Source organism: Bradyrhizobium sp. BR14999, from assembly GCF_056106085.1.
In genome coordinates this window covers 1,397,215-1,411,226 of the sequence record NZ_CM148536.1, presented here as the reverse complement: position 1 = coordinate 1,411,226, position 14,012 = coordinate 1,397,215, and the positions used below count along the sequence as shown (strand labels likewise).

At 64.7% G+C, this 14,012-nt stretch carries 13 protein-coding genes; 8 read left to right on the top strand and 5 right to left on the bottom strand.

What is annotated here, in order from left to right:
• Nucleotides 1-61: 61 nt before the first annotated feature.
• Nucleotides 62-184, bottom strand: coding sequence for a hypothetical protein (locus ACR9YP_RS06640; protein WP_256477651.1), 123 nt, complete (start codon nucleotides 182-184; stop codon nucleotides 62-64).
• A gap of 85 nt (nucleotides 185-269) precedes the next feature.
• Entirely contained in the window at nucleotides 270-446 is a 177-nt protein-coding gene (locus tag ACR9YP_RS06635; RefSeq protein WP_438103549.1) for a hypothetical protein, read from the bottom strand.
• A gap of 121 nt (nucleotides 447-567) precedes the next feature.
• On the opposite strand from ACR9YP_RS06635, the gene ACR9YP_RS06630 reads away from it, so the two are divergent.
• From ACR9YP_RS06630 to ACR9YP_RS06615, 4 genes are all read left to right on the top strand, one after another.
• Entirely contained in the window at nucleotides 568-705 is a 138-nt protein-coding gene (locus tag ACR9YP_RS06630; protein WP_438103550.1) for a hypothetical protein, read from the top strand.
• Between the two features lie 125 nt (nucleotides 706-830).
• The gene (locus tag ACR9YP_RS06625) at nucleotides 831-1,970 is read left to right on the top strand and encodes a lactonase family protein (RefSeq protein WP_438103551.1); all 1,140 of its coding nucleotides are present in this window, start codon (nucleotides 831-833) and stop codon (nucleotides 1,968-1,970) included.
• 70 nt (nucleotides 1,971-2,040) lie between these two features.
• Nucleotides 2,041-2,211 (top strand): hypothetical protein, encoded by a 171-nt coding sequence (locus ACR9YP_RS06620; protein ID WP_164940478.1) that lies wholly within the window; start codon nucleotides 2,041-2,043, stop codon nucleotides 2,209-2,211.
• 192 nt (nucleotides 2,212-2,403) lie between these two features.
• Entirely contained in the window at nucleotides 2,404-3,297 is an 894-nt protein-coding gene (locus ACR9YP_RS06615) for an efflux RND transporter periplasmic adaptor subunit (RefSeq protein ID WP_474219244.1), read from the top strand.
• Between the two features lie 183 nt (nucleotides 3,298-3,480).
• Here ACR9YP_RS06615 and ACR9YP_RS06610 read toward each other — a convergent pair whose 3' ends face one another.
• The gene (locus ACR9YP_RS06610) at nucleotides 3,481-4,332 is read right to left on the bottom strand and encodes a caspase family protein (RefSeq protein WP_438103553.1); all 852 of its coding nucleotides are present in this window, start codon (nucleotides 4,330-4,332) and stop codon (nucleotides 3,481-3,483) included.
• 421 nt (nucleotides 4,333-4,753) lie between these two features.
• Here ACR9YP_RS06610 and ACR9YP_RS06605 point away from each other — a divergent pair, with 421 nt between their 5' ends.
• The 3 genes from ACR9YP_RS06605 (at nucleotide 4,754) to ACR9YP_RS06595 (ending at nucleotide 8,796) form a co-directional block, all read left to right on the top strand.
• Entirely contained in the window at nucleotides 4,754-6,484 is a 1,731-nt protein-coding gene (locus ACR9YP_RS06605; protein ID WP_438103554.1) for a hypothetical protein, read from the top strand.
• Nucleotides 6,485-6,775: 291 nt separating this feature from the next.
• Complete coding sequence (locus ACR9YP_RS06600) at nucleotides 6,776-7,501, top strand: thermonuclease family protein (protein ID WP_091897881.1); 726 nt, start codon at nucleotides 6,776-6,778, stop codon at nucleotides 7,499-7,501.
• Nucleotides 7,502-7,608: 107 nt separating this feature from the next.
• Nucleotides 7,609-8,796, top strand: coding sequence for a pyridoxal-phosphate-dependent aminotransferase family protein (locus ACR9YP_RS06595; protein WP_438103555.1), 1,188 nt, complete (start codon nucleotides 7,609-7,611; stop codon nucleotides 8,794-8,796).
• 196 nt (nucleotides 8,797-8,992) lie between these two features.
• On the opposite strand, the gene ACR9YP_RS06590 is transcribed toward ACR9YP_RS06595, so the two are convergent.
• Entirely contained in the window at nucleotides 8,993-10,099 is a 1,107-nt protein-coding gene (locus tag ACR9YP_RS06590) for a hypothetical protein (protein WP_438103556.1), read from the bottom strand.
• Nucleotides 10,099-11,535 carry an MBOAT family O-acyltransferase gene (locus ACR9YP_RS06585; protein WP_438103557.1) on the bottom strand — a complete coding sequence of 479 codons (1,437 nt, stop codon included), beginning with the start codon at nucleotides 11,533-11,535 and terminating at the stop codon, nucleotides 10,099-10,101. Before ACR9YP_RS06585 ends, ACR9YP_RS06590 begins: the two co-directional genes overlap by 1 nt.
• 308 nt (nucleotides 11,536-11,843) lie before the next feature.
• Between ACR9YP_RS06585 and ACR9YP_RS06580 the strand changes: the two genes are divergently transcribed.
• A complete protein-coding gene (locus ACR9YP_RS06580) occupies nucleotides 11,844-13,949 on the top strand; it encodes a S9 family peptidase (RefSeq protein ID WP_474219242.1) in 2,106 nt (701 codons plus the stop codon).
• Nucleotides 13,950-14,012: the final 63 nt, after the last annotated feature.

Here is a 14,012-nt window from a genome sequence, read left to right as displayed (position 1 = left end):
TCAGCGCGAACCGAAGCGCGATGACGATCACCCGATCTCATCGCGCTTTGCCGCGTGGCGTTTACATCATGCCTTTTGCGGCACGCACTTCGGCGATCTCGGCGTCGGGATGGCTGACGATGGTCGCAAACATGATGCCGCTGATGATCAGCGACCAGGCGGTGTCCCAATAGATCCAAAACACGTGCCAGCCTCCGTTTCGATCTCCTCCGCCCGCAGGATCAGGGTAACGGCAAGGCGAGGCTGCCGTTCCCGGCGCGCATGCGGGGCTATTCTTGTTTGGTCGGCGGGGAGCTGCGACCGGTTTGACCGGTGTGGCGCTTTGCCACGACGTCCTCGTCGCGCTCGCCCTGATGCGGATGCGGCGGCAGCTTGGGCTGGCCTTGCTGACCGCCATGCTTGCCGCCCATGTCGGGCTTGCCTTCGAGGTCGTTTTCACGGGGCATGATGCTTCAATGCGCTGGCGCGGCATTGGTTCGCACTGTGAACGAGGTCATAGGATCGCCGCGGTTTGCGGTGCACGATCGTTGGCCGAAGCATCGAGATTCGACCGGCGGATTAGGCCTGATGCGGAAACGACTGATCGCCTGGACCATCCTGACCTGCGGGCTGCTTGCGGTCACCGTATGGACCGTGCTCGGTCCGCCCGGCCAACCGCCCGGCCCGCATTTGCCCTCCCGCAGCGTGACGGCGGCGGTGCGGTAGCCTCCGAGCGCGACCGATACAATTTCGGCATCGATCGATCCCAACTGGAATTTGGTGCGACGGCGCGCCTCCCGCTATCCTCGACGGCAAAACGACAATGCCGCACCGGCTTTGAGGAGGAGACCATGTTGAGACCGACCCGACGCATCGCATCGCGCCTGCCGCGCGCTGCGATCGCCACCACCCTCGCCTTTCTCGCCCTCATCCCTGGAGTCCGCGCCGGCATGGCCGAAACCTTCGCTTATGTCGGCAACGCCGACAGCAACGACATCAGCGTGTTCAAGATGGCCGAGAGTGGCGAGATGATTCCGGTGCAGACAGCCGGCTTCACCGGCGTCGAAAAGCCGGGATCCTCGACGCCGCTCGCGATCACGCCCGACAAGCGCGTGCTGATCGCCGGAATCCGCTCGCAGCCATACCTCGCGGTGAGCTTCGCGATCGACCCCAAGACCGGCCAGCTCAGGCATGTCGGCAACGGGCCGCTCGCCGACAGCATGGCCAATATCGCCGTCGATCGCAGCGGTAAGTTCCTGTTCAGCGCCTCCTATGGCGGCAACAAGGTGGCGCTGAATCCGCTTCAAGCAAATGGCGTCGCCGGCGAGCCGAAGCAGGTGATCCCGACCGGGCTGAACGCGCACGCCGTCCTGCCCTCGCCCGACAACCGCTTCGTGTTCGCGACCAATCTCGGCTCCGACCAGGTGCTGAGCTTTGCGTTCGACGCCGCGGCCGGCTCGCTGACGCCGAGCGATCCGCCGGCGCACAAGCTGCCGGAAAAATCGGGGCCGCGGCACTTCGTATTCCACCCGGGCGGCAAGTTCGTCTATCTCGTTCACGAGCTGAACGGCGACGTCGCGGCATTCAGCTATGAGGCCAAGAGCGGCGCCTGGACCGAGATCCAGCGCACCACCGCACTGCCGGAAGGGTTCAACGGCAAAGCTTCCGATAAAAAGCCTTGGGCCGCCGACATCCACATCACCCCGGACGGGCGCTTCCTCTACGCCTCCGAGCGCACCACGAACACGCTCACCGCCTACAAGGTCGATGCAACCAGCGGCAAGCTGACCACGATCGGTAGCGTGCCGACCGAGAAGCAGCCCCGCGGCTTCAACATCGATCCTTCTGGGCGCTATCTCGCCGCGGTCGGCGAACTCTCCGACGGCATGACGGTCTATGCGATCGACCAGAGCAGCGGCGCGCTCGCCAAGCTGAAATCCTATCCCACCGGCAAGAAGCCGAACTGGGTGGAGTTTCTGAGCCTGCCGTGAGGGACGCGCGGCCGGCCTACGTAATCATCCGTAATTTCGCGAGGCCCGCCTTGGCGCGATATCATCGGGCATGGACCGTCAAATTGTCTTCAAGTGCCCCCAGACCGGCATGAACGTGCAATATCGGCTTGGCGACGAGCCAACCGATCGGACGCATGTTTCCGTGCCGTGTCAGGCCTGTACGCGCCTGCACCTGATCGATCGCGCCACCGGCAAGCTGCTGGGTGATCGCCGGAGCTGACGGCCAGCCAGCCCCGCGCCGCGACCTTCCCCGTCCGGCGGGAGCGAACCTGATCTCCAATCCCGCGACTAATCAAAGACTTGCCACGCCGGCCCGCGCCGGCGTGGCATCCCGCCATGGGACAACGCTGCCGTAGTCCGGCCCGTTGCCATCTGCTATCGATTGAAGGGCTTGAACCCCGTGGAATTTTCGATGCGTCATTTGCCCCGTGCCGTTGCCCGAAGCCTGTTTCCCGCAGCCATCGCCGGCGTGTTCGTTCTCGGCCCATATCCGGCCGGGGCCGCCGAGGACGATGCCCCCAAGGGGCCGGCGGTCACGGTGCTAAAGGTCGCGAAATCCTGCTTCTCCGACATCGTCGAGGCCACCGGCACGATCATCGCGCGCGAGGAAACCTCGGTGCGGCCTGAACGTCCCGGCCTGAAGGTGACCGAGGTGCTGGCCGAAGCCGGCCAGACCACCACCGCCGGCCAGGTGCTGGCGCGGCTGGCGCTGCCGGAAGGCGGCACGCTTCAGGTCACCGCGCCCGTGGCGGGCGTCATCGCCACGTCGACCGCGCAGATCGGCAATTTCGCCTCGGCCAAGGGCGAGGCCCTGTTCACGATCGTGGCGCGCAGCGAATATGATCTGGTCGGCCTGGTCGCGACCACCGACATGCGCAAGCTCGCCGTCAATCAGCAAGCGACCGTGCGCATCGCCGGCGCCGGCGACATCGACGGCAAGATTCGCCGCATCGGGCCGACCGTCGAGCAAAACATCCAGCAGGGCATGGTCTATATCGGCATCTCCTCGCAGAAGCGCCTGTTGCTCAACGCGAGCGGGCGCGCGCTGATCAAGACCGGGCAGAGCTGCAACGTCGCGGTGCCGCTGACAGCCGTGCAATATTCCTCGGCCGGCACCGTGGTGCAGGTGATCCGCCGCAATCGCGTCGAGACCAAGCGCGTCGAGATCGGATTGATGTCGGGCGGCAATATCGAGGTCCGCGACGGCCTCAACGATGGCGACGTCATCGTCGCCCGCGCCGGCGCGCTGCTGCGCGAGGGCGATCCAGTGCGCCCGGTGATGGCGAGCGCGGAAGCGGTGAAGTAGCAGACGGGTCTTTCTTACCCTCCCCTCGAGGGGGAGGGTCGCTGTGCATTTAGCGAAGCGAAATGCGCAGCGGGGTGGGGTGATCTCTCCCCACGGGGACCGTTCGTCGCGGAGGGACTGTCACCCCACCCCGCTCGCGCTTCGCGCGATCGACCCTCCCCCTCCAGGGGAGGGTAGGAAAAGCTAGCCGCCGGCTTCGCCGAAACGGACGTCCTCGAGCAATGACGACGAGACGCTCGGGACCTGGTCGCCTTCGCTGGCGCGGGAGATGGCGACGCGGGTCTTGTTGAAGACGCTTTCGGCGCTGCTACCTTGCGCATTGAGGTTGTTGAGCAGCTCACTGATCAGCACGCTGTGCTCGCCCTTGCCGTCATCGACGACCTTGCCGGGCGAGGCCGAGGTGAGGATCAGCGCATTGTCGGACGCGCTGATCGGCGCGAGACCGTGGCTGTAGGAGCGGAAGCGGCGCTCGTACGGGTTACGGCGGGAGGCGTCGACGACGACGAGCTTGGCCTTGGCGCCCTGCTCCTTCATCATGTCGAGCACGCCCTCGATGGAGACGCCGTGGCGGCGGACGTCGCTTTCCTTCCAGATCACGGCATCGACCGGCAGCATGTAGCTCTCGCGGCCGGCCTGCACGCCATAGCCGCCGAAGAACAGCATGACGACGCTGTCGTGCTTGATCCGGGACTTCAGGCGGTTGACGGCGCGGACCATGTCGTCCTTGGTCGCGTCTTCCACCATGTCGACGTCAAAGCCGCTCTTGCGCAGGGACGAAGAGAGCGCGCGGGCGTCATTGATCGACTGCGTCAGGGGCGCGTTGGCGTCGGGATAATGTCCATTGCCGATGACCAGCGCCAGATGCGTGGCATGGCCGATCGAGCCGGTGATCTGGTCGGTCGAGACGGCCTTGGCGGCGTCGATCGCGCGCATGTTGAGGGCAGCATGGGCGCCGATCACGAGGGACACCGTGCCGATGAGGGCGGCGGCGACGGCAATCGTGCGTCGGGAAAGGTCGAGCTGCCTTACATTCATCTCGGTTCGTTCCTGTGCCAAAGACCAGCCAAGCGCGCGCACACTGTTTGAGTAGCGCGATAGCGTCTTTAGGTTTGAGGGATTGGCCGGGGAAGTGCCCCCGAATTGCGCGCAATTTGCGGCGCCGCACCAAACAAACCTTTAACCGGATATCGCCTCCCCGGCAATAGTTCGCCCAGTATTTGAGCTAAGCACCTGAAGATGTTAGATAATTCTCCGGCCCGATTTTCTCCGCTTTGGGTTCCCCCGGAGGCTTCCGGGGCCTCATCATGCAGCCCTCGTGCCGACTTTTTATGTGACTTTCATCACATTTGTATTTCCCGCGAATCCGGGTAGCTTTTTCAACGACTTGCAGGGGGGTGGCACGCGGCTGGGAGCGTGTCGGCCGGCCCCCGGCCAATGCCCCGCGACCAGGTATTTCATGAGCTTTCAATATTTTGCCGGCGCCGCCTGCCGGGCGCTGACGGCGCGGAAGGACGGCCCCTCGCTTTACGAGGTCTGCGATCCCGTGCTGGCGGGTCAGGCCGGCGGCGATCCGCATCTGGCCAAATTCTACAAGACCGCGCTCGGCAATCCCGCGTTGCGGGTGCTGCTGCGGCGGGCCGGACTGCCCGAGCTGCGCGACGAGGCGAGGCTAGCGGCGCTGCGGCAGGCGCTCGCCCGTGCCCGCGACGAGGCCGAGCCCGACTGGGCGGCCGTCGGCCAGCCCGTGGCCGATCTCCTCGACAGCATCGCGCTCGACCATCCCAGGCCGCCACCGGCCATGTTCGTCGGTAAGGCGCCGCAACAATCGCAGATCGACGGCGTGATCCGCGACTGCGCGCAGCACCTGCTCGGCTCGTATCGCCGAAACGGTTTTCTGCCGACCTATGCTGCCTTCAACCTGATCGGCGATCCCGATTGCCGCGGACGCGAGCTGATCATGGCGCTCACGGGCCTCAACGCGCGCGGCTACAAGAACTCCTCGCTGCTGTTCAATCTCGCCCGCGTCTTCATCGCGCGCTCGCTGGCACGCGCCGTGGTGCATCCGCCGTGGCGAGGGGTTGCCGAGCCGATGTGGGAGCCGGTGCAGATCCGCCATCGCTCGGCCTATTACGATGCGTTCTTCATCGAGGCGCTGCTGAGCTATGTCGAGACCGGGCTCGCCTCACCCGCCGACAAGATCGCGGCGGAGCGCGCGATCGCCGACATGGTGGATTTCTGCGTCAACATCAGCCGCGAGGAGGTCGAGGGCATCGACGGCGCGCGGTTCAATGTCATCACCGCGCTCGCGCCGGCGCCGCATCCCCGCTTCTCCCGCTTCTTCGCCCAGATCAAGCAGGATCTCGGCTTCGGGATCTACGTGCCGGATTGCGACACCACGGCCTGCTCGATCTCGGCAGCGACGCAGGCCGGCTGCACCGATGAGATCATCGACCAGCCGCTGCTGGATTTCTACGCCGACTACCAGGTCCGCGCCGGCGTCAACGCGCCGCGTGTGACGGTGCCGCTCAACGACAATATTGACTATGAGGGCGGCGTCGCGACCTGGATCGACAATCTCGCGGGCGAGCGTCCTTACGGCAACGATCTCGATCCGACGCTCAATCTCGACATTCTCGAGGTCAGCTTCCGCAACCTGGCGCGGTGGAAAATTTTGGAGACGCCATCGCGGCTCGCCACCGTGCATCGCATCATCGGCTTCCAGAAGCGCTTGGCGGCCAGCGCTGCCTTCGCCAATCCGCGCTCGCACATCTATTACCTGCCGGAGCTCTACAGCGCCTATTTCGGCCGTTGTTATGCAGCCTTCCTGGCGCTGCCGCTGGCAGCGCAAGCCGCGATCGATCCCGACGGCGATTTCGATTTCATCCGCCACCGCGTGCTGTCCTACGTCAAAGGCGAGCTGATGGCCGCGGAGATGAATGTGTTCGACGCCGCCCTCGCCCTGATCGCACTCGGCCATCTCGGTGCCGACCCACGCGCCTTCGCGCCGGCGCTGAACGTGATCGTCGATGCCATCGGCGAAGGCGGCCGCCGCGGCCCGTTCCGCGCCTATGAATGGAACAAGATGAAGACACCGACGCGGATTCTGGTCGGCGGGCCCGAGGTGACGTCGGCCTTCGTGCTGATGGGGCTGGCGGTGGCGCGGCGAGCGATGGCTGGGCGCGGGTAGCTCTTCACCCTCCCCTGGAGGGGGAGGGTCGGTCGCGCGCAGCGCGAGCGGGGTGGGGTGACGGTCCCTCCGCGACGAACAGTGCCCGAGTGGAGAGATCACCCCACCCCGTCACGCAATCTTGCTTCGCTCGATCGCATGCCGACCCTCCCCCTCCAGGGGAGGGTGAAGGAGCGCCATGCAATGACGGGAAGTTGAAAGCCCATCTGTTGGGCAGGCGCTGGCCGAGTGGCCAAAAGCTGACCACAATCGCGGGGTCTATCGAGATTTTCCTGGAACTTGCGGACCGGCATGTTGCGAAAAGTCCTGATTGCGCTGGCTTTCATCGCCCTCCCGTCGCTGGCTGACGCCGCCGACATCACCGGCATGGCAAAAGTGCGCGCCGGCGATACCGTGGTGATCGGCAACACGCGGGTGCGGCTCGGCGGCATCGACGCGCCGGCAGTCGACCAGCTTTGCCTCAACACCAAGACCGAGCGCTGGACCTGCGGCGTCGCTGCGCGAGACGAGCTCGCCAAATATGCCGATGGCAAGAATTGGGTGTGCCATACCCGCGCGATCGACCGGCGCGGCCGCACCGTGGCGCGCTGCGAGGTCGGCGGCGAGGACATCCAGAAATGGCTGGTGCGCAGCGGCTGGGCGCTGGCCTACACCCGCATGTCCCATGATTACGTCGCGGACGAAGCCGCCGCGCGGGAGGCCAAGGCCGGGATGTGGCAGGGCGCCTTCATCGCGCCCTGGGACTGGCGGGTCCGCAACAAGAAGACCACCATCCTCGGCGCCACCAAGCCGCCCGATGGGGCGCATGCGGTGCTGCTCGCCTCGGCCTCGGGACCGGTCGCGCCGTCGCCTGATTGCACCATCAAGGGCAACGTCAACAGCGCCGGCGAATGCATCTACCACCAGCCGACCAGCCGCTGGTACACCCAGATCAAGATGAAGATCAGCAAGGGCACCCGCTGGTTCTGTTCGGTGGAAGAGGCGGAGGCCGCGGGCTGCCGCGAGACGAAGCGATAACCCACCTCAGACCTGCGTTTTGAGCGCTTTTCTCAAACCCCGGCGCCGCGTAAAAGTGTGTTTCAGCGACCCACCAGTCCGTTCTCACGACACAAGGACCAACAGCAATGACCGTTCGCGCGGGCCGGGAATTTCTGGCCATCCCCGGGCCCACCACGATGCCCGACGAGGTGCTGCAGGCGATGCATCGTCCGGCGATCGACATCTACTCCAAGCAGATGACCGACCTGACCGCGGGCCTGCTCAGTGACATCTCGAAGCTGTTTTCGACCAAGGGCAAGTCCTACATCTACATCGCCAATGGCCACGGCGCCTGGGAAGCGGCGCTGAGCAATGTGCTGTCGCGCGGCGACAAGGTGCTGGTGCTGGAGAGCGGGCGCTTTGCGATCGGCTGGGGCAATGCGGCGGCGCTGATGGGCGCCGAGGTCGAGGTGCTCAAGGGCGACTGGCGCCGCGCGGTGCGGCCGCACGAGGTCGAGGAGCGCCTGCGCCGCGACAAGGAGCACACCATCAAGGCTGTCGTCGTCGTCCAGGTCGACACGGCCTCGGGCGTGCAGAACGACATCGAGGCGATCGGCAAGGCGATCAAGGCCAGCGGCCATCCCGCGCTGTATATGGTCGACACCGTGGCCTCGCTCGGCTGCATGCCGTTCGAGATGGATAAATGGGGCATCGACGTCGCGATGTCCGGCTCGCAGAAGGGCCTGATGACCCCGCCCGGGCTCGGCTTCGTCGCCGCCAACGCGCGTGCGCTCGAGGTGCACAAGACAGCCAACATGGCGACGCCCTATTGGAGCTGGAGCGAGCGCGAGGGCACCGAGCACTATCGCAAATATGCCGGCACCGCGCCGGTGCATCTGTTGTTCGCGCTGCGCCAGGCGATCGACCTCCTGCACGAGGAAGGGCTGGAGAACGCCTTCCGCCGCCACAGCCTGCTCGGCGAAGCCGCGCGCTGCGCGGTCGGCGCATGGTCGGAAGGCCAGGTGCTCGGCTTCAATGTGGCAGAAGCCAGCGAGCGCTCCAACACCGTGACCACGGTGACCATGAGCAACGGCCATGACCCGGCGGTGCTGCAGCGCTACTGCAAAGAGAAGTGCGGCGTCGTGCTCGGCACCGGCATCGGCGATCTCTCGGGCCAGGCCTTCCGCATCGCCCATATGGGCCACGTCAACGCGCCGATGCTGCTCGGCACGTTGGGGGTGATCGAGATCGGGCTCAATGCGCTAAAGATCCCGCATGGCAAAGGCGGGCTCGAGGCGGCGGTCGCGTATCTCGGTGAGGAAGTGGCGGTGTAGGGCGCAAGCCAAGAACTCCATTGTCGTCCCGGCGAAGGCCGGGACCCATACCGCGTGATCTTTCCGTGATGCACGGCCGGCGTACCACGAGAAGACTCTTTAACTGCAAATCTTCGCCAAACTCCTCGCTGGGGTTATGGGTCCCGGCCTGCGCCGGGACGACAGCGGAGTGTTTGGCTAGCGACGGAGTGTTTGGCTAGGGCTGCGGCACCCGATACGCCGCGACCTGCGCTTTCAGCTCATCCAGCGATGCCGTCGGCTTCTTCGGATCCACCCGATACTTCCCACTCGCAAGCCACTTCAACACCTTCGCATCGATCACCGGCGAGTGGTGGATGACGTCGCTGTAATTACCGAGATCGTGCGTCACCGCGTTGATCGCGCGGAAATCGTGGAGACGCACGTTGGGCAACTGCGTCAGGGCTTCCGCAATGCGTGCGGTGAGATCGGTGACGATCTCTAGCGTTTCCGGTGATACATCGCGCATCGCGACGAATTGCAGGATCGAATAGGGCGGAAAGTAGATGTCGAAGGTCACGTCCGGATGGCGCGTGATCAGGCCCACCGCATCGCGCTCGAAATGCCGCACCATGGCATCGTAACCATAGCCTTCACCGAGGAAACGACTGCGCGCGGGAGCGGTGATGTAGGCGAAGGCGGCAAGCGTCTTCTGCGCATTGTAGCCGCTCGCGACGTCGAAATCCCGCGGTAGCGCGTAGATGTCATCGACGTCGTGCAGCGCAAACTTGAGAGGCAGAAAGGGCGCCGCCCGGGACAGCGGCTCTCGCAATGGCGGGACCGACCGCACCAGTGCGAACGCGGATTCCTTCGCCATCGCGGCGCTGAACAGATAGGACGCGATCCCCTTGGCCGTGCTGCGATAGAGATCGACGGACAGATAGGGATCCGTCTCGATGTCCGCGGCATCGATAAAGATGAAATCGTCCATCGCCCAGATCACCCGCCTTGCGCCGCGGTCGATGGCCTGCTCCAGCACAAAGCTTTGCTGGCGCGAATTGGAGCCGGTCATCGCCAGCTTGAGCGAATGAACGCCGAGCGCACGATCGATGTCGCTCTGGCGGAAATGAATCGCGAGCGAGGTACCCATGAAGACGGTGTCGAACGACTGACTGCGGATCAGCCCGGCATTCTGCACGCGCGTGTCCTCGGAATAGAAGGCGGTGAGACGCGAGGGGCGGAACAGTTGCAGGGGATCGACGACGAAAGTAAGCAATGCTGCGCCCAGCACGCAGGCGATGCTCGCGAGCAGAAGTCGCCCCAAATGCGTGAACGGCGCGCGCATCAGAACCGGAAATAGATGAATTCGCTGTGGCTCTGGATGCCCAAGATCCCGAAGGCGAGCACCAGCGACGCGCCATAGAGGATCAGCGGCCGCATCCGCCCTGCCCGCAAGGCCTCGCCGACCCTGCGGTTGGCGTGATCGTATCCCATGATGCCTTGCGTGTTCGGCGCCAGCCATACCAGCGCGGCATAGATGGCGACCAGCACAAGCGCCGCGATCTCTTCACGACCGAAGACGATATTTGAGGGATCAGCCATCGCGTGGAGCACGCGCAGCGCCCAGGCGACGCTTTCGGCGCGGAAGAACACCCAGGCGACGACGACGGCGAGGAAGGTCAGCACGGCACCGGCGATGCGGACCGGCCTCGCAAGAGGCGACGGAACGTTCGGCACCAGCGCGTTGAAGGCGTGATTGATGCAGAGATAGGCGCCGTGCAGCGCACCCCACACCACGAAGGTCCAGGCCGCGCCGTGCCAGAGCCCACCGAGCAGCATCGTGATCATCAGATTGACGTAGCGCAGCACGCGGCCCCTGCGATTGCCGCCAAGCGGGATGTAGAGATAGTCGCGCAGGAACTGCGACAAGGTCATGTGCCAGCGCCGCCAGAACTCGACGATGCTGATGGCCTTGTAGGGCGAGTTGAAATTGACGGGCAGGAAGATGCCGAACATCAGCGAGATCCCGATCGCCATGTCCGAATAACCGGAGAAGTCGAAATAGAGCTGGAACGTGTAGGCGAGCGCACCACACCAGGCCTGATCGAAGCTCGGCGAGCGCGCTTCGAAGGCGAGCGCGACCAGCGGCTGGATGCCGTCGGCAAGGCAGGTCTTCTTGAACAGGCCGATGGCGAAGATGATGACCCCGCACAGGATCAGATGCGTGTCCGGAAGCTTGCTCTCCTTCCGCTCGAATTGCGGAATCATGTCCTTGTGGTGGAGGATGGGTCCTGCGATCAGATGCGGGAAATAGGTCACGAACAGCGCGTAGTGCGGCAGCGCATAGGCCGCGACCTGCCCGCGATAGGCATCGACCAGGAACGCAATCTGGGTGAAGGTGTAGAAGGAGATGCCGACCGGCAGCAGGATGTGGACCGCGAGATGCGTGCCGGCCAGCGCATTGATGTTCTCGGTGACGAAGCCGGCATATTTGAAGATCCCGAGCACGAGGAGGTCGCCGATGACGCCACAAGCGAGCGCTGCCTTTCGTTGCGGCGGGGTGAGCTTCGCCACGATGAGGAGATGGCCGACGCCATAGTTGAAGGCGATCGAGATCAGCAACAGGGCCAGGAATTGCCAGCTGCCGATCGCATAGAAGGTGATCGAGGCCAGTGCCAGCCAGATCACCGGGGCCAGATTGCTGCGCCGCCCGAGCCAGAAATAGCCGCCCAGCACGGCTGGCAGGAACAGCAGGATGAACGGATAGGAATTGAACAGCATCAGGCTGGACCGGCGGCGGGATATCGTTCCTCAAAGCACACAAGCGGTCCAGCAACAACCCGGCGACTTGGCGCAGTCACGCTGGCAATTCGAGGAATCGGGACGATATAAGGTGATGCATCTTCTCCCTCTCCCCGTTCTTGCGGGGAGAGGGTTGGGGTGAGGGGCTCCTTCCGCAGGGCCGGTAGCAGCGGGACTCGCGGAGAGCCCCCTCACCCGGATTCCCGCATCCGCCTTCGCCAAGGCTTCGGCGGACAAGTGCGGGGAGAGGCGAAGAGCAGCGACGCACGGACACGAACGAGGATCGAGTGACACAAGCCAAAACACCTTCCCAGCCGCCCATCGCGCCGCGCCGGCCGCATTCCTACACGCGGCACGGGATCATCGTGACCGACGACTATGCCTGGCTGAAGGACGAGAGGTGGCAGGAGGTGCTGCGCGATCCCAGCGTGCTCGATCCCGACATCCGCAAATATCTGGATGAGGAGAACGTCTACACCGAGAGCCTGCTCGGCCACACCGCCCCCCTCCAGAAGACGCTGGTGCGCGAGATGCGGGGGCGGATCAAGGAGGACGATTCCAGCGTGCCCTCGCCCGACGGTCCCTTCGCCTATTTCCGCCGGTTTCGCGAGGGCGGGCAGCACGAGCTGTTCGGCCGCATGCCACGCGACGGCGGCGAGGGCCATATCGTGCTCGACGGCGATGCGCTCGCCAAGGACCACAAATATTTCAAGTTCGGCGGCAGCCGGCACTCGTATGATCACAAGCTGCAGGCCTGGAGCGCCGACACCAAGGGCTCCGAATATTTCACCATCCGCGTGCGCGATTGGGCTACGGCCAAGGACCTTGACGATCTCGTCGAGGAGACCGACGGCGGCATGGTCTGGGCGGCGGACTGCAAAAGCTTCTTCTATGTGAAGCTCGACGACAATCACCGGCCGATGCAGGTGTGGCGGCACAGGCTCGGCACCAAGCAGGCCGACGACACGCTGGTCTATGAGGAGCAGGATGCCGGCTGGTTCACCCATCTGCACGAGAGCACCAGCGGCCGCTTCTGCGTGATCGCTGGCGGCGACCACGAGACCTCGGAGCAGCGGCTGATCGATCTCGCAAACCCCGAGGCGCCGCCGCGCCTGGTCGCAGCGCGCGAAGAAGGCGTGCAATATTCACTGGCCGATCGCGGCGACGAGCTGTTCATCCTCACCAATGCCGACGACGCCATCGACTTCAAGATCGTCACGGCGCCGCTCGCCGCGCCCGAGCGCAAGAACTGGCGCGACCTGATCCCGTATCGTCCCGGCATCTACATCATCGACCTCGATCTCTATGCCGGCCATCTGGTGCGGCTGGAGCGCGCCAATGCGCTGCCGGCGATCGTGATCCGCGATCTTGCGACAAAGGAAGAGCACGCGATCGCCTTCGACGAGGCCGCCTATTCGCTCGACACGATGGGCTCCTACGAATTCGACACGACCAATTTGCGTTTCGCCTATTCGTCGATGACGACACCGTCGGAGGTCTATGATTACGACATGGTCAAGCGCACGCGCACCTTGCGCAAGCGCCAGGAGATTCCGTCCGGTCATGATGCCGCCGACTACGTCACCACGCGCATCATGGCAAAGGCGCATGACGGCGCCGAGGTGCCGGTGTCGATCCTCTATCGCCGTGGGCTGAAGCTCGACGGCTCGGCGCCGCTCTTGCTCTACGGCTACGGCTCCTACGGCATGGCGATGCCGGCTTCGTTCAGCGCCAACCGGCTATCGCTGGTCGATCGCGGCTTCGTCTATGCCATCGCCCATATCCGCGGCGGCGCCGACAAGGGCTGGGGCTGGTATCTCGACGGCAAGCGCGAGAAGAAGACCAATTCGTTCGACGATTTTGCTGCCAGCGCGCGGGCGCTGATCGCAGCGAAATACACCAGCGCCAAGCGCATCGTCGGCCATGGCGGCTCGGCCGGCGGCATGCTGATGGGCGCGGTCGCCAATCGCGCCGGCGAATTGTTCGCGGGAATCGTCGCCGAAGTGCCATTCGTCGACGTGCTCAACACCATGCTCGACGACACGCTGCCGCTGACGCCGCCGGAATGGCCGGAATGGGGCAATCCGATCGAGAGCGAGACGGATTTTCGCACCATCCTGTCCTACTCGCCCTATGACAATGTCGCGGCGAAGGACTATCCGGCGATCCTGGCGATGGGCGGGCTAACCGATCCGCGCGTCACTTACTGGGAGCCCGCCAAATGGATCGCGCGCCTGCGTGCTACCATGCGCGGTGGCGGCCCGGTTCTCTTGCGCACCAACATGGGCGCCGGCCACGGCGGCGCCTCGGGGCGATTTGAGCGGCTCGATGAAGTCGCGATCGTCTATGCGTTCGCGCTGTGGGCGGCGGGGATGACGGAGGCTGGGGTGTAGCGTCGCCGGTGGGCAACGGCGCTGCGTGTTGGCTCGCGCGGATACCTCCACATCGTCGTCCCG

Bases quoted from the DNA above. Each gene is read 5' to 3' on its own strand.
- ACR9YP_RS06635 (WP_438103549.1), bottom strand. From the start codon at position 446: ATGCCCCGTGAAAACGACCTCGAAGGCAAGCCCGACATGGGCGGCAAG.
- ACR9YP_RS06630 (WP_438103550.1), top strand. From the start codon at position 568: ATGCGGAAACGACTGATCGCCTGGACCATCCTGACCTGCGGGCTGCTT.
- ACR9YP_RS06625 (WP_438103551.1), top strand. From the start codon at position 831: ATGTTGAGACCGACCCGACGCATCGCATCGCGCCTGCCGCGCGCTGCG.
- ACR9YP_RS06620 (WP_164940478.1), top strand. From the start codon at position 2,041: ATGGACCGTCAAATTGTCTTCAAGTGCCCCCAGACCGGCATGAACGTG.
- ACR9YP_RS06615 (WP_474219244.1), top strand. From the start codon at position 2,404: ATGCGTCATTTGCCCCGTGCCGTTGCCCGAAGCCTGTTTCCCGCAGCC.
- ACR9YP_RS06610 (WP_438103553.1), bottom strand. From the start codon at position 4,332: ATGAATGTAAGGCAGCTCGACCTTTCCCGACGCACGATTGCCGTCGCC.
- ACR9YP_RS06605 (WP_438103554.1), top strand. From the start codon at position 4,754: ATGAGCTTTCAATATTTTGCCGGCGCCGCCTGCCGGGCGCTGACGGCG.
- ACR9YP_RS06600 (WP_091897881.1), top strand. From the start codon at position 6,776: ATGTTGCGAAAAGTCCTGATTGCGCTGGCTTTCATCGCCCTCCCGTCG.
- ACR9YP_RS06595 (WP_438103555.1), top strand. From the start codon at position 7,609: ATGACCGTTCGCGCGGGCCGGGAATTTCTGGCCATCCCCGGGCCCACC.
- ACR9YP_RS06590 (WP_438103556.1), bottom strand. From the start codon at position 10,099: ATGCGCGCGCCGTTCACGCATTTGGGGCGACTTCTGCTCGCGAGCATC.
- ACR9YP_RS06585 (WP_438103557.1), bottom strand. From the start codon at position 11,535: ATGCTGTTCAATTCCTATCCGTTCATCCTGCTGTTCCTGCCAGCCGTG.